Below are 16472 nucleotides of genomic sequence, written 5' to 3' on the forward strand. Positions count from 1 at the left end.
CCTAACACCTACCTAGTTTCAAGACTCTGTGCTAACAGGGTTACTGAGCTGCGTAATCCACTCGGATCACACCATATCTGATCCATGATTCACCCGTAAACGTCTCATGATCGCACGTCAAAACGATCGTATTATGTGGATGTCCATTACTGTATGCTTCCCAGGCCCCTAAGTCTTCATAAACCCAAACATCTATCATGCCATCGGTAGATAACGTCATTGGATTAGTATTGGTTGCCGTACTGCCATATGCTGCATTAATCACACCAATACGACAGGATTTACTCGCCATCTCGTGGACTCTATGGTCAAAAACGACACGTTCAATAAATTTACCCGGATTAATTGGCAAGTTACATGTCATAATTTTCCCTTGAGATACCTCGTAGCTGCCTCTATACGCATGTGCTTTAGGAGTCAGCACAAAGTCTTCCATATTACAGTTTGTTGCTGCTGGATAAAATTGAGAGGTTGTATTAGGTTCAGGCTGCCATGAACTTGGTGGGTATGGATTAGCAAGTTTGTCTACTTCACTGTCTGACAACGCGCGATGGTATACTCTGATCTCGTCCATTTCGCCATTCAATGTATCACCCGAATGCGCGTTTACGCCATCTGTGCCAATCACAGCACCAATTAACATATATGTACTTGAGTTGTTTAGTGTTGCGCTGGCATTTACATTGGTGTCTTCCACTAAACCATTAACATACACTTTGGCCACACCATTACTACGTGATACGGTGACGTGATGCCACTGATCTGTGCTCAGCGTACTAGACGTTTTGAGGCTGAATGCTCCAGCGGCATCAAAAGTTAATTTACCGCCATGAATATACATCTCCCAAGCTCTATTGGAACCGCCGCCCCACTGCCAATGACTCATAACCCGAGTATAAGACGAATCATATGCACGAGGTTTAATCCAGAAACTGATTGTAAAGTCTTTATCTGCAAATGCCCATGCATCGCTATCCGCTACTTTAATATGCGAATCATTGCCATCAAAGTTAAAGCCAAAGTCAACTGCTCCCGCTCGAATAGACATGCCACCAACAAGCGCGCCATGATGTGCATTCAATGATACATCGCGTGCAGAGCCCGGAATAATAGAACCAGACCAATGAGCCTGCAAAGCCTCAGAGCTCACATTGGCAGTTGCATTGTTGGCAAACACCAAGGGCAAGCCGGTAAGTAGTAAGCTGATAATACGTTTCATCGTTATTTCCTTATTAAATATTATTTTATTGATTATCAAAATAATGTGCGTTTCATTCAGTGCCATTAATCATTAAAAAGACCTGCCCATTAAACCCCTCACTCAAAAAGGTTCGATTCTCGGACACAGATTAACAGACCATTTATTTTAAAGAACCCATCAATTAATAACAAATTAAACAAATATTAACCTTAAGTTACTTAGGTATTTTCTTGAGATAAGGTACTTCAATCGCGACTGAACAAGTGCTAACAGATGAGTTGATATGTGCAATAACCCTCGCTAGGCGCGGGGGGTAGGTTGCAATCAAATAGGCATTATCTAACAAGAATATCTTTTAGACACCTCTCTGAGAAGAGATGCAATACTGCCATAGGAGGCTGTAAAAAATAGACAACAAAAAACCCTAACATCAAGATGTTAGGGTTTTTCTATAAAGCGTTTTAGGCTGATGTTTATTACATCATGCCGCCCATACCGCCCATACCGCCCATGCCACCCATGTCTGGTGCAGCAGCTGGCTCATCCTTTGGAATTTCAGCAACCATCGCTTCAGTTGTGATCATCAGACCAGCAACCGATGCTGCAAACTGTAGTGCAGAGCGCGTTACTTTAGTTGGGTCAAGGATACCCATTTCAATCATATCGTCGTACTGGCCGTTTGCAGCGTTATAACCGTAGTTACCTTCGCCCGCTTTAACCGCGTTAACAACCACTGATGCTTCATCACCTGCGTTAGAAACGATTTGACGAAGCGGCGCTTCCATCGCACGAAGTGCAACTTTAACACCGTGGTTTTGATCTTCGTTGTCACCTTCAAGACCTGCGATCTTGCTAGCAACACGCACTAGTGCAACACCACCACCTGGTACAACACCTTCTTCAACCGCTGCGCGAGTTGCATGTAGTGCATCTTCAACACGGTCTTTTTTCTCTTTCATTTCAACTTCAGTTGCTGCGCCAACTTTGATTACTGCAACACCGCCTGCAAGTTTTGCCATGCGCTCTTGTAGCTTTTCTTTGTCGTAGTCAGACGTTGCTTCTTCGATCTGTGCTTTGATTTGTGAAACGCGGCCGTCGATAGCTGCTTGCTCACCAACACCGTCGATGATCGTTGTGTCGTCTTTAGTGATAACCACGCGCTTAGCTGTACCTAGGTCCTCTAGTGTTGCTTTTTCAAGCTCTAGACCGATTTCTTCAGAAATCACAGTACCGCCAGTTAGGATAGCGATATCTTGTAGCATCGCTTTACGACGGTCACCAAAACCAGGCGCTTTAACAGCTGCTACTTTTACGATGCCACGCATGTTGTTAACAACTAGCGTTGCCAATGCTTCACCTTCAAGGTCTTCAGCAATGATAAGTAGTGGCTTACTTGTCTTCGCAACGCCTTCTAGTGTAGGAAGTAGTTCACGGATGTTAGATACTTTCTTGTCTACCAGTAGAATGTGTGGGTTGTCTAGCTCAACTTGGCCTTTTTCAGCGTTGTTGATGAAATAAGGAGATAGGTAACCGCGGTCAAACTGCATACCTTCTACTACATCTAGTTCATTTTCTAGAGATTGACCTTCTTCAACCGTGATAACACCAGACTCACGGCCTACTTTTTCCATTGCTTCAGCAATGATGTCACCAATTTCTTTGTCAGAGTTTGCAGAGATAGTACCTACCTGTGCAATTGCTTTTGTATCAGCACATGGCGCTGAAAGTGCTTTAAGTTCTTCAACCGCAGCAACAACAGCTTTGTCGATACCACGCTTAAGGTCCATTGGGTTCATACCCGCAGCAACAGACTTAAGGCCTTCGTTTACAATTGATTGTGCTAGTACTGTCGCAGTCGTTGTACCGTCACCCGCCGCATCGTTCGCTTTTGACGCAACTTCTTTAACCATCTGTGCGCCCATGTTTTCAAACTTGTCTTCAAGCTCGATCTCTTTCGCTACAGATACACCATCTTTAGTAATCGTTGGTGCGCCGAAAGACTTGTCTAGTACAACGTTACGGCCTTTAGGACCTAGTGTTACTTTCACTGCGTCTGCTAAAACGTTTACGCCCTGAAGCATTTTAGTGCGCGCGTCACCTGCAAAACGAACTTCTTTTGCTGCCATGTTTTTATTCCTCTAAATTCTTTTCGTTAAAAGCTACTTTGTTTTTTACAAGCTAATGCTTAGCCAACAATACCTAAGATATTGTCTTCACGCATGATCAGGTACTCTTGACCTTCGATCTTTTCAGTCTTTTCTACGTATGAGCCGAAAAGTACTGTGTCACCTGCTTTTACTTCTAGCGCTCTTACTTCACCACTGTCCAACACGCGGCCGTTACCTACAGCAACAACTTCACCACGAGTTGATTTTTCAGCTGCTGAGCCAGTCAATACGATACCGCCAGCAGATTTAGTTTCTTCTTCTAGACGCTTAACAATAACGCGATCATGTAAAGGACGAATGTTCATTGATTTAGTTCTCCTAACTTTTCTGAACAAGGACAGAATAATCTGTTTACTCAGAGTGAGTCGCGGCCCGACTGTGCGGCGCTCAACGCGACTCTCTGGATTAATTTGTAACTTGCAATTCTAGATGGGGGTGGATATTTAAAACCCAAGAGAAAAATTAAAAAATTTTAATCTTTTCTCTGATATTCACCTTCGATGGTCGTAGACGACTGAGATTCAGACTGCGGGCTTTTGCGCTCAAACGGGTCAAACTTCTGTTCTTCGAACGGCGTCTGCGTATTTTGATGCGTATGCTGTTGACCAAAACCTTGGCCAAACATACCGCCTTGCCCTGAACTCTGCATTTTTACACTGGCTTGTTCAATTAAGGCTTTCGCAATTTTTTGCCTAATTGCAGGGGTCAGTAACATAAACCCTAAAGCATCAGTCATGATCCCCGGTGTCATTAAAAATACACCCGCAATAATCACACATAGTCCAGTAAATAAATCTTGGCCAGGTAATTGACCTGAGGCCATCTGACTTTGCACATTCGAATAAGCGCCCAGCCCTTGCTGTTTAACTAATTTGGCACCTAATATTGCAGTAGCAATAACCAGTGCAATCGTGGCAAACCCACCGATCACATCACTGACTTGGATAAGTAATGCGATTTCAACAATTGGTACAACAATAAAGAGTAGAAAAAGAACTTTAAACATAGATTCTCCAAATAAACTGAAATAGATGTATGGCTTCTCAGGTCTAATTTCAAGCTTATAGTCAGCATCCAATAACACTTTGGCTTTCTGTGAGGTGTTCTTCTGGACAACACTTTGTTGTTTAGAGCAAAACCAAGTTAGAAAGTTCAGAGTATATAAATGCAACTCAACGAGCACACCTTGGGATCCAAGTGGTCTTCCGATACTATATGGGCACAAAGTAATAGTCGGTAAATATACGATGAGTACTCCATACAGATTGGTCATGACAACTTGTGATAGTAAAGACAATGCAAAGCACATCGCAGCGCATTTAGTGTTAAATAAATTAGCAGCTTGTGTGAACATTTTGCCGCAATTAGAGTCAATCTACATGTGGCAAGGAGAAGTCACACAAAGTGACGAATTTAAATTACTGATCAAAACGAAATCCGCACTGGTTAATGAAGTCATTGAAGTGATCCAAACAGAGCATAGTTACGATGTGCCTGAAGTACAGGTCATAGAAATAACCGATGGTGCACAACAATACTTTAACTGGATGGAAGAGGTACTGAATTAATGCGACTGACGACGCTTATTTTTTCTTTTTTAACGCTGTTCATAGTAGGCAGCTTTCAGGCTCAAGCCAATAATAATGTGCTAGATAGCTTACTGGCGCCAAAGCAACAAACATTTTTACCGGTCGACCAAGCCTTTCAATTCGACTTTGACCAACAAGGCAGTGTGCTATTTACAGGTTGGGACATTGCACCAGGATATTATATTTATAAACATAAGCTCGAGTTTGTCGGTAAAGGCGCAGAAATAAAGGTGCCTGAGCTTGCAAAAGGCAAAATGATCGAAGACGAGTTTTTTGGCCGTACCGAAGTTTACTTTGACGAGCTTTCGGTGGTTTCTACATTGTCCAATGTAGGTCAAGACGCAACAGTTAAAGTGCGCTACCAAGGCTGCGCTGAAGCTGGGCTTTGCTACCCACCTGAGATTATTGAAATTCCATTGACTGCGTTTGGCGGCTCAAGTGACACTGCAACCACATCAGCATCTAACACTGACACGACACAACAGAAAAAACAAATATCAGCGCCGGCGGAGCAAAATGACGGCGAATTATCGTTCAATGAGCGTTTGGCTCAGCAGAGCTTTGCTGCAAACTTAGGCGCATTCTTTTTAGTGGGCGTGCTATTGGCATTTACGCCATGTGTATTCCCAATGTTTCCGATTTTGTCTAGCTTGATTGCTGGCCAAAAGAATCTATCAACCAAAAAAGCCTTCTCTCTTTCTTTTGTTTATGTACAAGGTATGGCGGTTACCTATGCAGCCCTTGGTCTTGTTGTCGCTTATTTTGGTGGACATGTACAAGGTTATATTCAACACCCAGCGGTACTGATCAGCTTTAGTATTTTATTCGTTATTTTAGCCTTTGCGATGTTTGGCTGGTTTGAACTGCGTTTGCCAAGTGGCATGATGAGTAAACTGACGGAGATCAGTAATCAGCAAAAAGGGGGCAATTACACCGGCGTCTTTATGATGGGTGTTTTATCAGGCCTGATAGCCAGCCCTTGTACCACTGCGCCGCTGTCTGCTGCACTACTGTATGTTGCGCAAAGTGGTGATTACCTTGTTGGCGGTTTAACTTTATATGCATTGAGCTTGGGAATGGGTCTACCACTGCTGTTACTCGGTACTTCAGGCGGTAAGTTACTTCCAAAAGCTGGGGGCTGGATGGAACAAGTTAAAACCTTGTTTGGCTTCTTGATGTTATTCGTCCCGCTTATTTTGCTTGAACGTATTTTAGACTTCGACATTATTGTGATGCTGGCATCGGTGCTGGCCATTGCCACCGCGCTTTATTTACATTACTGGCAAAGTGGCCAGCAACAAGGTAAAGGCAAAACAATTTTGTGGGCGATGTCCATGACGCTGTTTGTCACCGCCTTCTTAATGGCGCAGTCTGTGCTATTCAAACAGCCAAACTCTCAAGTAACCGTAGTAAGCGCACAACTTGAAGAAAAGAAGTTTAGACTGATAGAAGGATTAGACGGTTTAAACAGTGAGGTCGAAAAAGCCAATCAGCAGGGCCAAATTGCGGTTGTCGACCTCTATGCAGACTGGTGTGTCGCATGTAAAGAGTTTGAAAAATACACTTTTCCAGAAGCTGAAGTACAACAAGAGTTCCAACACTTTGAGTTACTCAAACTCGACCTGACTGAAAGTAACGATGCCACATTTGAAATAATGGACCACTTCACGGTATTTGGTTTGCCAAGCATGTTGTTTTTCGACAAAGATGGGAATGAAATCCCTGAACTTCGCGTAACAGGCTTTATGAGTGCCGATGACTTTGCCGAACACCTACGTAAAGTTCGCGAATACTATTAATTGCCCCACCTCACAATCGCCTATTTGAATTAAGCATTCAAATAGGCGACACTTTATCTCTGATTAGACCAGTATTTTGCTGCTATTTACCTCGAACGCTCTATAATAGTTCACGAACGTGAGAAATATTTGCTATTTATCGCGCAAGCGCTTAAGTTAGACACAGCAAGAGACAAAAAGTCTCGTTATTTTCCATTTAAAGGAATTTCACGCATTATGTCAGCAAATTTTAAGGTTTTAGTACTGAATGGCCCAAACTTGAACATGTTAGGGCGCCGCGAGCCGGATAAATACGGCACACAAACCTTAGCTGAGATAATGCAGTCACTGGTAAAGTGCGCAGAACAACACGATGTGACGCTGACTCATTTTCAGAGCAACAGTGAAGCAGAGCTGATTAATACTATCCACGACCATTACGGCAAAGTGGACTGCATTATTATTAATCCAGCGGCTTTCACTCACACCAGTATCGCGATGCGCGATGCGTTGCTCAGTATCAGCGTCCCATTTTACGAAGTGCATATTTCTAATGTGCACGCACGCGAGCCATTTCGTCATACATCATACTTTTCGGATGTGGCGAAAGGCGTAATATGTGGATTAGGTGCAACTGGCTACCAAGCAGCCCTACTGGCTGCGATTGACCAGTTGCGCAACCAAAATAACTCAAATTAACTAACAGGCGGGCCAAATTATGGATATTCGCAAGATTAAAAAACTTATCGAACTAGTAGAAGAATCAGGTATTGCAGAACTAGAAATCACCGAAGGTGAAGAGTCAGTACGTATTAACCGTCACAGCAGCGCGCCGGTTATGGCTCAACCTCAACAGTTTGCTGTACCTGCTGCACCAGCAGCACCAGCAGCGCCTGCGGCTCCAGTAGCTGAAGCTCCGGCAGCAGAAGCAGCGACACCTGCAGGTCACCAAGTGAAATCTCCAATGGTTGGTACTTTCTACTCTGCATCTTCTCCAACTGCTGCAGCGTATGTTGAAGTTGGCGCGAAAGTAAACGTAGGTGACACACTTTGTATCGTAGAAGCGATGAAGATGATGAACCAGATCGAGTCTGATAAGGCTGGTACTGTTAAAGCTATTCTAGTTGAAAACGGCGAGCCAGTTGAATTTGACCAGCCACTATTCATCATCGAATAATTCCCAAGAAGGCAAACACTATGTTAGATAAAGTAGTCATTGCAAACCGAGGTGAAATTGCACTTCGCGTATTGCGTGCCTGCAAGGAGCTTGGGATTAAAACGGTTGCAGTACACTCTACTGCAGACCGTGACCTTAAACACGTTCTACTTGCAGACGAAACAATTTGTATCGGTAAACCAGCTGCGGCTGAGAGTTACCTTGATATTCCTCGCATCATCGCTGCGGCAGAAGTAACTGACGCTGTTGCTATCCACCCAGGGTACGGCTTCTTATCAGAAAATGCAGATTTTGCTGACCAAGTTGAGCAAAGCGGCTTTATCTTTATCGGTCCAAAAGGCGACACAATTCGCCTAATGGGTGATAAAGTTTCTGCAATCGAAGCGATGCGCAAAGCGGGTGTTCCATGTGTACCTGGTTCTGACGGTCCACTGACAGAAGACAACGAGCGCAACGTACAAATCGCTAAGCGTATCGGTTACCCAGTTATCATCAAAGCTGCTGGCGGCGGTGGTGGTCGTGGTATGCGTGTTGTTCGCTCTGAAGAAGAGTTATTAGATTCAATCGCACTTACGCAAACAGAAGCACAACAGTTCTTCGGTAATGGCATGGTATACATGGAGAAATTCCTTGAAAACCCACGCCACATCGAAGTACAGGTACTTGCTGATGGTCAAGGCAATGCAATTCACTTAGGTGAGCGTGACTGTTCAATGCAGCGTCGCCACCAGAAAGTTGTGGAAGAAGCACCTGCGCCTGGTATCACAGCAGAAATGCGTAAGTTCATTGGTGACCGTTGTACACGTGCGTGTATCGAAATCGGTTATCGCGGTGCTGGTACATTCGAATTCCTATACGAAAATGGCGAATTCTACTTCATCGAAATGAACACGCGTATTCAGGTAGAGCATCCAGTAACTGAAATGGTTACCGGTGTAGACCTTATCAAAGAGCAGCTAAAAATTGCTGCGGGTCAGCCTCTATCAATCACACAAGATGATGTGGTGATTAAAGGTCATGCAATCGAGTGTCGTATTAACGCAGAAGATCCTGAGACGTTCATTCCTTCTCCGGGTAAGATCACGCGTTTCCACCCTGCTGGTGGTTTAGGTATTCGTTGGGACAGCCACATTTACGCTGACTACACAGTGCCTCCACACTACGATTCAATGATTGGTAAATTAATCACTTACGGTGAAAACCGTGACGTAGCGATCGCACGTGCACGCAACGCGTTAAATGAGCTAGTGATTGACGGTATTAAGACAAATACACCGTTACATCAAAAAATCCTAGCGGACGAAAACTTCCAAAATGGTGGAACAAATATCCACTATCTTGAGAAGAAGCTCGGTCTTTAAGACACCGTAGCTAAAAAAGCCGGTCACGACCGGCTTTTTTCTTTATTGGGCACCAATCCATTTGCCTTTTTATTAATCAATTGAACAAGATAAGCTAGATTTTTCGGTTTTAGCTAGTGACAAGCGAGTAAAAAGTTCATATACTGCCAGCGCTTCAAAAGATTGTTTTCACACAATCGTACAAAAATGGCCCTATAGCTCAGTTGGTTAGAGCACCCGACTCATAATCGGTAGGTCCCTGGTTCGAGTCCAGGTGGGGCCACCATTTTTTACTTTCCTATTATTAACAAGCCTATTAATTTCAAAAATTAAACTCGTTGATAGTTTAGCTATTCGGTCTGACCTAAGACTCTCTTTGTATGACGCGCAGGGCCAATGCAATCAAAATGAGGCCGATTTGGCCCCAATTGCTCTCTCTTTTTAACGACATTAGTTATGGCTTAATACACCCGTTATGATTTGGAAGTCCATCAGTTGGCTCTTTTCCTTTGTGTGTGCCTGAACCACCCTGAACTTTACACAAAGCTGTATAAGCCAACGTGTTCGCTCTAGCTAAAGTAGTGGCTGCCACCTCGTTTGAATCTGCGTTTAAACTTTGCATTAACGATGCGGATAGCGAAAATAGAACTTTCATAGACCCCCCTTTTGCGATACTCACTTAGTCTCTATTTCATTTAATTTACATCTTCATATTACGCAAAAGAATGGATAAAGCCATATAGATCAAAACTTAAGTCCGCTTCATATATGGCTTTATTGGTGGGTACCTGAGTCAAGTTAACTGCTCTTTATTACTTTAAATACTCCATAGGTTCGCCTGTTTGCTCCGACCTGTCAGAGAGCGTCTTATCTGGCTGGCGTAGATCTGGCTTTATTTTATGACCAAACTTGTCCACGCTATTGAGGTACTCGTCTTTTTCATCCAGCTCTGATTTAAGCTCTCCAGGTTTATGGGTCTCTTTAAAGCGGGCATTCTCATGCGTCAAGCTACTCTCAGTATTGAGTATGAGCGGCAGGCCATCTTTACCGCTGCCAATGACTACCACTTTGGCATTATTGGACTTGGCAAGCTCTATGGTTGCTTCAATGCCTCGCCATTTTAAGTAAGCTTCAGAAATTCCATCACTGACCATCTCTTGAAATAATGCTATCCCTTTCGCCTCTTCTTCTTTACGCATCGCTTCTTTTTTCGCGACTTCAACACGCATTTTATATTCTTCTAAAATGTAGTTTTGATTCACTTTAGAAATAATTGCGCTGTGCACTTTATCTGGGAGATCAACACGCTTTATCAAGACATCATCTAGATTCACTAAATGGTGGCCCGCCATCGTTTTAGCTTCTTGACGTAACATGGATTTTTCTTTGAGCTCTAACTCATTAAGCACCTGCCCCAACAACTCTTCTTGCACCTCTTTGCGCTGATTGCCATAGACCTGTTCGGCATCATACTGAGACACTATCATGCGCACCCCAGAGCTCACTTCAGGCAGAATTATTTCATCCACGTAATTGGGCCCAACCAATTTATGGAGGTATGGAATAAACTCCACTTCTGGACGATAACGTACGGTAATATCCAGTGTGATACGCAATCCTTCTTTGGTTATGGCATACACATTAGTATGCGCCGTTTGGTAGCGACTTGAATAAATCGTTAACGTATCCCAAGGGAACACCAAAACCGTCCCTTCTTGCAATGGTTGCTCTAAATAAGTACCGCCAGCAAAGCGCTTCCACAGCACCCCCACTTCACCAGAGTCGACCTTGATAAATATGACTGGGATGAGTGCAATTACGATAAAAATACTAATTAACAGTGTAAGACCTGCACGAAAACGCCAAGATAATATCCGTCGCCTAAGTTTAGGTTGATACCGCTTAAGCAAGCGCATCAGTAAATTAGATAGAATAATCGCCAGTATGGCGCTAATGATTATCGTCAGTGTAATATCTGAAGGGAGTATGACGTTCATGATGTTACTCCTTTACTCTCAACTTCATGGTGTTCCATTAGCTGTCCTTCGACCATTTTTAAGTGCACATCCGCAAGATGGAAATAGGCATCATCATGGGTGATGGCAATCACGGTATTGCCGCGTTCTTTTAGTTTAGGCAGTACTTGTTCATAGAACTTGCGTCTAAAAATGGGATCTTGGTCCGCAGCCCATTCATCAAAGATGTAAATTGGCCGATTTTCTAAGATGGTACTTAATAGCGCCAAACGCTTGCGCTGCCCTGTCGACAAGTCGATGCTACTGAACTCACCGTCTTTAATCCCCACTTTGGTGTTCATCTCTAAAAAGGCGAGCCAGTCGTCAATCTCTTCTTGATTGTTGTGATGGATCCCATAAAGCTGTTTAAATAAATGAAAATCAGCGAAAACAGCAGTAAATAAACTGCGATAGGCATCCCTTAAGCTCTCCGTGACAGGCTGTCCATCTAATACAATCTGGCCAGCTTGAAGCTCGTATAAGCCAGTTAGCATACGAATAAACGTGGTTTTACCGCTGCCGTTTCCTCCAGTGATAAAGGTAACCTGCCCACGTTTAATACTGAGGTCTACCGGCCCAACAAAGAAAGGTCGGTCACCGCCTTTATGGGCATGTTGATAATATGCCCCCTCAAATCGCAACTCATCAAAACCATGCACATGAGAAATATGATCATGCTCGTGGCCGTGTGATGGAGCCGACTCACGTCGTAAATCCTCTTCTAGTGCCAAGACATTTTGCGCCGCTTCCGTGGCCGTAGTATAAATGGGGATCCCCCCGACAATGCTGGTAATCGGGCCGATTAAAAAAAGTGAGGCCGTGGTCACTTTGATAACCACATCGGTATAAACATGAGAGAGACTTGGTACAATGAACACCATGGCACCCGTTGCCGCAAAGAACGTAATTTGCGACAGTACAAAATCGGTCGCGAATAAGGTCTGGGTTGTGGTTTTGGCGCGCTTCGCGCGGGCAGAATCCATCACAAACTCATGCTCTAGATCATCCGCTCGTGGCACACTTAATTTCACTTCTTTAAAACCGTCGAGCAAATCAGACAAACGCTGAATCAGCTTGTTTTCACTCTCAAACGACAACTGCATATTGCGCTGAATTTCATTGGCTCTTAAACGGTGAATACTGGCCCCCATCAAAATTAAAATGGAGATCACCAAAAACGCCACAAATGAATGCCAAGCAATATATAGAGAGGTAAAAAATACCAAACTAATCGACTGGCCAATAATGACGAATAATTGCGCGGACTGAGAAATGGTTTGCAGCTCTTTACTCAGTGTATTAAAAATACGCTCTTTGCCTATCTTTTCTATGGTTGATAGCTCGGTATGGCGCACACATTCAAATATTTGTACACGTAATCTATCAATGGCTTTTTCAACCATTTTGGCCGCTTTTGTCATTAAGCGCTGTTGCGTTAAACCATAAATCGAGATGGTTAAAATAAACAGCACCAAATAATAAAGAATGTGGTTTTCTTTGTGAATGTCTGAAATGTTTTCAGAGACATTGTTAATCAAAGCAAGTACTAACGCATTCGCTAGGCCCGAAATACAGCCCAACATTACGAAAGTCCTTTTCTTAATTTTTATATTCCGACTGATCAGATCGTATAATACCATTGTCGTTTTCTTATCATTGTTGTTATGAGCAATGTCGCAACTGGCAACCTTGCACGTTTAGCGCATGTCTTTTTTAGTGGGCCTAATCGTCCTCACTTTCCTGTTGAGGCTGGCGCATTTGCGCAAGCAACAAAATCAATAAACTCACAATCGGTGTGAAAAACAACCCAATAAGAAAAAACCCAACAGGGCCTGCAAACGTGTTTCGTCCCCAATACCCCGATAAGATACATAGCACCAAATACAAAGCGATTATCATAATATGCTCCTCAAAAGTCCTTATTTAGCATAGATAAACCAACAGATAATCTGTTGGTTTATCTAGGGTTAGCCACTACTATGACGCAGTGGCTCCACTCGGCTGTGCGCCGGCATCACCTTTATCTTTACGATATTTAGCAGCAATGTCCGCGATATCTCCCTTAATGCTTGCTAGATTAAGGTCGATTAGCGTGCCACCATTTTCGAAATGACGTATAAAGGTACTACCCACCGCATGAGTAGACGCTGCTGAAACCACAGGCATAAATGCGATCGCACTTAAAGTTCCAATCACCGGTACCGCTTTTAAGAAGCTGCTTAAGCCAGCTCCACCAAGCGTTTGCGGGAATGATCCCCCGATCACAGCACTGACCGTACCACGCAGTTTATTGTCGCTGTATGATTGGCCATATACCTTGGCAATTTCACCAATCATCTTCATTTGAATACCCGTTAAAGCCACTAAATCGACGGCTGGAATGGGAATTAACCCAGAGCCAAATGACCACTTAGAGTACTTATCAACAATGATCTGCGCCACGGCTGCTCGGTCTTCTGCCTGCACTGCAGTGCTAGACTGTTCTGTAGCTGATGCGTTTGCAGATGCTGACGCAGTTGCTTCAGTTGCCTTGTCGTCCTTTGCTGTTTTTGTCGCTGTCATAATTCATCCTCTATGATGTAGATTTAAACAGTTGTTGAACCCACCAAATCAGTACAATTTTAAATACAGCTAAAATTGTTACTAACTTGCCCTTATCGCTGCAATTTCAAAAGAAAAAGCAGGAATTCGTGTTAAACATAGGCCGACAAAAGCACTGAATTTCAGTTATGCCCTACCGCAGGCAGCCCGGTTAAAATTGCTATTTAATTAGTTGATTGCCCCATCTAAAACTTCTTGGCATTGCTCTGTGCGATGGCGATCGTTATAGAAAATAATGTTGCGGATCTCTTCAGCAATACAATCAGACTCATAGCCTGTTTTGTGATAATTGCTAAACGCCATCACCGTCTGATCTCGCTCTAATAAGCGAGAAAAGCTGGTCACCCATGAATAAGGGTAGCTACCTGAATATTGTAAAAATTTCTCATATTTATTTAGGTTGGTACTCGTCGGATCGTCAGGACAATCGGCGACCTTGCCATATTGGTTAGGGTCTATGAAGGTTACGAACCAGCCATATCCGAAGTACTCACACTCATCGCTACTTTGCGTATTTTGATAGGGGGCAAACGCCATGTCTTTTTGCTCAGCATTCAAAATGGTGTCGCCATATAGGCCTTGATCCCACTTGTGCATGTCTTTTACTGTGGAGTACATATCACCCGCAGAATAAAGCACCAACGGATTGCTATATGGGTTTTTGAAGATATGCTCATACGGCGCTGGACCACCGGTTTCAGGCGGTCGGCCCGTTGTTAGAGGTAAGTACTGATTCTCATCGAATACATAACCCGTGGTCATGTTTTCATATATGCCAATGGCATTAAAGGATCCGCTGTCCGTCATGCTAAGCGGATCTAAAATTTGTTCTTTAACAATATTTCTGAAGTAAAAACTAGGATCTATCTCGCCCTGCTTGCCAGCCGCTATTTGCTCGATAATATTTCCAATAAGATAGTAATTACAGTTGCTGTAGGTGAACTTTGAGCCCGGCGTAAAGCTTGGTTTATTGTCTTGTTCCGTACAGGTACAGAAGCGGTTACCAAATCCTTCAGGGCCATTTAAATCCAGCGTATCATCGTATAAATACGGTCTCCACCCCCAGTCTAGGTAAACCTCTGGGTTATCGCTGTAGTTATCAATACCAGAAGACATACTCAGTAAATTGTGTAGCGAGACATCAGCACACTGATTCTTAGGGTACCAAGGTAAATAGTCTCCAACAGTTTCTGTTTTCAGATCTTTACCCGCGAGCATACGCAGTAAAATTGCAGCGGCAAACTCCTTGGTATTTGAGCCGATACGGTATTTAGAGTCGGAAGTATTGGCGACATTATATTGAATGTTCTGTGGTCCACAGTTGGCCTCATACACCACGCTTTCACCCGAGGTCACATATATACTGCCAAAAAACACCATCTTGTCACAGTAATCAGCCACCGTGACCTTAAACTTCTCAATCTGCTCAGCTGTGATGGTGTTGTCTTTTGCCACGCTATTTTTAAAACACGAGGTCAAAAGTAAACTCATACAACAAAGGCATACGACCCTCAGTTGCTGTTGATAAAGCCCGTTCATTTTTTGTTTCCTTAGAGTTGTTAAGTTAATTTGCCAACTTCTCTACTACTAACAAAACTCATCTAGCTACCAAACCAAAGCCTTAATATGCCGCTTTGGCCATGCCGACCAAGACCTTGCGAGTCCCGGTAAACGCTTCTCTGCCGTGGGTGTACAACATGTTGTCGAGCAACATGATGTCGTTGCGCTGCCATTGGTAGGCAAACGTTAATGACCTATACACCTCGTTGATGGTCGCAATATCTTCTGCGCTTATTTCACTGCCATCACCGAAGTAGGCATTGCGCGGCAATCTGTCTAAGCCAATACTCTCACGCATGGACTCCGGCATCTGATTATCAATGCTGGAACAATGGAACAAGTGCGCTTGGTTAAACCACACCTTTTCTTTTGTTTGTGGGTGAGTCGCTACCGCTGGTCGAATTTGTTTGGTTTGTAAGTGATCATCAGACTTCCACTCAAAAATAATGTCGTTTTTCCAGCAATATGCTTCCACTTCTTCCTTACTTTGGGTCTGGAACACCTCCTGCCAAGGTAGGTCTATGTCTCCGTAATTTCTGACATACATTACACCGAGTTTTTCGAACTTTTCACGCAGCGCAATTGGTAACTGCTTGTAGACTTCTCGGCTGTCAGCAAGTGGCGTGTTACCACCTGTTTTTGCTGGCACCACACAGAAAAACCCCATTCTCATCGGCCAACAATTTGAATACGCATTTTCATTGTGCTGTAAAATCACCTGTTCGGCGTGATACTCCGTTGTGGTATAAACATTATTTCTCAGTGCAGTACGTGGTGAAGAGCGGTATACATACTGGCTTAACGGTTCACCAAAAATCGCTTCTAAAATACTGCTGAACTGATTGGTGCTGACAATGTTCAAACCTCGAAGCAATGCCACGCCATCTTTGTCTACCCATTCATTAATCTCTTTTATGTGGCTCTTTACCCAAGCTAATCCACTTTGCTTGTGAGCCGATAGGTCATGAATAAACCTATCTCTTGTGGCCATATTGGCCTCACTATCGAGCGCTAGTAACTGATCCATTCTATTCCCATCCTTA

The 16472-nt window shown here is 43.6% G+C and carries 16 protein-coding genes and 1 tRNA gene; 6 read left to right on the top strand and 11 right to left on the bottom strand.

The genetic code is table 11. The annotated features are described in order from the left end of the window. Window positions 1-40: 40 nt before the first annotated feature. From A7985_RS19650 to A7985_RS19665, 4 genes are all read right to left on the bottom strand, one after another. Window positions 41-1219, bottom strand: a complete 1179-nt coding sequence (locus A7985_RS19650) for a LamG domain-containing protein (RefSeq protein WP_065792194.1) — start codon at window positions 1217-1219, stop codon at window positions 41-43. A 458-nt stretch (window positions 1220-1677) separates the two neighbouring features. Next, the gene (groL, locus tag A7985_RS19655; protein ID WP_063356331.1) at window positions 1678-3327 is read right to left on the bottom strand and encodes a chaperonin GroEL; all 1650 of its coding nucleotides are present in this window, start codon (window positions 3325-3327) and stop codon (window positions 1678-1680) included. A gap of 59 nt (window positions 3328-3386) precedes the next feature. Next, window positions 3387-3674 carry a co-chaperone GroES gene (locus tag A7985_RS19660; protein ID WP_023400700.1) on the bottom strand — a complete coding sequence of 96 codons (288 nt, stop codon included), beginning with the start codon at window positions 3672-3674 and terminating at the stop codon, window positions 3387-3389. Window positions 3675-3841: 167 nt separating this feature from the next. Then, window positions 3842-4375, bottom strand: coding sequence for an FxsA family protein (locus A7985_RS19665; RefSeq protein ID WP_065792323.1), 534 nt, complete (start codon window positions 4373-4375; stop codon window positions 3842-3844). Window positions 4376-4616: 241 nt separating this feature from the next. On the opposite strand from A7985_RS19665, the gene cutA reads away from it, so the two are divergent. The 6 genes from cutA (at window position 4617) to A7985_RS19695 (ending at window position 9539) form a co-directional block, all read left to right on the top strand. After that, on the top strand, window positions 4617-4937 hold the full coding sequence (gene cutA, locus A7985_RS19670; RefSeq protein WP_063373365.1) for a divalent-cation tolerance protein CutA: 321 nt from the start codon (window positions 4617-4619) through the stop codon (window positions 4935-4937). Then, the gene (locus A7985_RS19675) at window positions 4937-6757 is read left to right on the top strand and encodes a protein-disulfide reductase DsbD (RefSeq protein WP_065792195.1); all 1821 of its coding nucleotides are present in this window, start codon (window positions 4937-4939) and stop codon (window positions 6755-6757) included. The genes cutA and A7985_RS19675 overlap by 1 nt, the downstream gene beginning before the upstream one ends. 216 nt (window positions 6758-6973) lie before the next feature. Beyond that, a complete protein-coding gene (gene aroQ, locus A7985_RS19680) occupies window positions 6974-7435 on the top strand; it encodes a type II 3-dehydroquinate dehydratase (protein ID WP_065792324.1) in 462 nt (153 codons plus the stop codon). 19 nt (window positions 7436-7454) lie between these two features. Continuing rightward, window positions 7455-7913 (top strand): acetyl-CoA carboxylase biotin carboxyl carrier protein, encoded by a 459-nt coding sequence (gene accB, locus A7985_RS19685; RefSeq protein WP_065792196.1) that lies wholly within the window; start codon window positions 7455-7457, stop codon window positions 7911-7913. A 20-nt stretch (window positions 7914-7933) separates the two neighbouring features. Continuing rightward, window positions 7934-9274 (top strand): acetyl-CoA carboxylase biotin carboxylase subunit, encoded by a 1341-nt coding sequence (gene accC / locus A7985_RS19690; RefSeq protein WP_065792197.1) that lies wholly within the window; start codon window positions 7934-7936, stop codon window positions 9272-9274. Window positions 9275-9462: 188 nt separating this feature from the next. Beyond that, a tRNA-Ile gene (locus A7985_RS19695) sits at window positions 9463-9539 on the top strand. Window positions 9540-9707: 168 nt separating this feature from the next. On the opposite strand, the gene A7985_RS19700 is transcribed toward A7985_RS19695, so the two are convergent. The 7 genes from A7985_RS19700 to A7985_RS19725 all read right to left on the bottom strand — a co-directional run bounded on the left by A7985_RS19700 (window position 9708) and on the right by A7985_RS19725 (window position 16456). Continuing rightward, the gene (locus A7985_RS19700; RefSeq protein WP_065792198.1) at window positions 9708-9908 is read right to left on the bottom strand and encodes a hypothetical protein; all 201 of its coding nucleotides are present in this window, start codon (window positions 9906-9908) and stop codon (window positions 9708-9710) included. A gap of 157 nt (window positions 9909-10065) precedes the next feature. Then, the gene (locus tag A7985_RS19705; protein WP_065792199.1) at window positions 10066-11250 is read right to left on the bottom strand and encodes a prohibitin family protein; all 1185 of its coding nucleotides are present in this window, start codon (window positions 11248-11250) and stop codon (window positions 10066-10068) included. Then, window positions 11247-12851 (bottom strand): cyclic peptide export ABC transporter, encoded by a 1605-nt coding sequence (locus tag A7985_RS19710; protein ID WP_256096812.1) that lies wholly within the window; start codon window positions 12849-12851, stop codon window positions 11247-11249. Before A7985_RS19710 ends, A7985_RS19705 begins: the two co-directional genes overlap by 4 nt. Window positions 12852-12990: 139 nt before the next feature. Next, entirely contained in the window at window positions 12991-13167 is a 177-nt protein-coding gene (locus A7985_RS26575) for a hypothetical protein (RefSeq protein WP_169809459.1), read from the bottom strand. Window positions 13168-13245: 78 nt separating this feature from the next. Beyond that, complete coding sequence (locus tag A7985_RS19715) at window positions 13246-13830, bottom strand: YcjF family protein (protein WP_065792201.1); 585 nt, start codon at window positions 13828-13830, stop codon at window positions 13246-13248. Between the two features lie 207 nt (window positions 13831-14037). Continuing rightward, window positions 14038-15408: a serine hydrolase domain-containing protein gene (locus A7985_RS19720; protein ID WP_065792202.1), complete on the bottom strand. Its 1371-nt coding sequence runs from the start codon at window positions 15406-15408 to the stop codon at window positions 14038-14040. Between the two features lie 82 nt (window positions 15409-15490). Continuing rightward, a complete protein-coding gene (locus A7985_RS19725) occupies window positions 15491-16456 on the bottom strand; it encodes a TauD/TfdA family dioxygenase (protein ID WP_065792203.1) in 966 nt (321 codons plus the stop codon). Window positions 16457-16472: the final 16 nt, after the last annotated feature.

Source organism: Pseudoalteromonas luteoviolacea (assembly GCF_001696455.1).
In the GTDB taxonomy this organism is placed as follows: Bacteria; Pseudomonadota; Gammaproteobacteria; order Enterobacterales; family Alteromonadaceae; genus Pseudoalteromonas; species Pseudoalteromonas luteoviolacea_C.

What these genes read in the sequence shown, in the direction of transcription:
- A7985_RS19650 (WP_065792194.1), bottom strand. Translation starts at nt 1,219, where the DNA reads ATGAAACGTATTATCAGCTTACTACTTACCGGCTTGCCCTTGGTGTTT.
- groL (WP_063356331.1), bottom strand. Translation starts at nt 3,327, where the DNA reads ATGGCAGCAAAAGAAGTTCGTTTTGCAGGTGACGCGCGCACTAAAATG.
- A7985_RS19660 (WP_023400700.1), bottom strand. Translation starts at nt 3,674, where the DNA reads ATGAACATTCGTCCTTTACATGATCGCGTTATTGTTAAGCGTCTAGAA.
- A7985_RS19665 (WP_065792323.1), bottom strand. Translation starts at nt 4,375, where the DNA reads ATGTTTAAAGTTCTTTTTCTACTCTTTATTGTTGTACCAATTGTTGAA.
- cutA (WP_063373365.1), top strand. Translation starts at nt 4,617, where the DNA reads ATGAGTACTCCATACAGATTGGTCATGACAACTTGTGATAGTAAAGAC.
- A7985_RS19675 (WP_065792195.1), top strand. Translation starts at nt 4,937, where the DNA reads ATGCGACTGACGACGCTTATTTTTTCTTTTTTAACGCTGTTCATAGTA.
- aroQ (WP_065792324.1), top strand. Translation starts at nt 6,974, where the DNA reads ATGTCAGCAAATTTTAAGGTTTTAGTACTGAATGGCCCAAACTTGAAC.
- accB (WP_065792196.1), top strand. Translation starts at nt 7,455, where the DNA reads ATGGATATTCGCAAGATTAAAAAACTTATCGAACTAGTAGAAGAATCA.
- accC (WP_065792197.1), top strand. Translation starts at nt 7,934, where the DNA reads ATGTTAGATAAAGTAGTCATTGCAAACCGAGGTGAAATTGCACTTCGC.
- A7985_RS19700 (WP_065792198.1), bottom strand. Translation starts at nt 9,908, where the DNA reads ATGAAAGTTCTATTTTCGCTATCCGCATCGTTAATGCAAAGTTTAAAC.
- A7985_RS19705 (WP_065792199.1), bottom strand. Translation starts at nt 11,250, where the DNA reads ATGAACGTCATACTCCCTTCAGATATTACACTGACGATAATCATTAGC.
- A7985_RS19710 (WP_256096812.1), bottom strand. Translation starts at nt 12,851, where the DNA reads ATGTTGGGCTGTATTTCGGGCCTAGCGAATGCGTTAGTACTTGCTTTG.
- A7985_RS26575 (WP_169809459.1), bottom strand. Translation starts at nt 13,167, where the DNA reads ATGATAATCGCTTTGTATTTGGTGCTATGTATCTTATCGGGGTATTGG.
- A7985_RS19715 (WP_065792201.1), bottom strand. Translation starts at nt 13,830, where the DNA reads ATGACAGCGACAAAAACAGCAAAGGACGACAAGGCAACTGAAGCAACT.
- A7985_RS19720 (WP_065792202.1), bottom strand. Translation starts at nt 15,408, where the DNA reads ATGAACGGGCTTTATCAACAGCAACTGAGGGTCGTATGCCTTTGTTGT.
- A7985_RS19725 (WP_065792203.1), bottom strand. Translation starts at nt 16,456, where the DNA reads ATGGATCAGTTACTAGCGCTCGATAGTGAGGCCAATATGGCCACAAGA.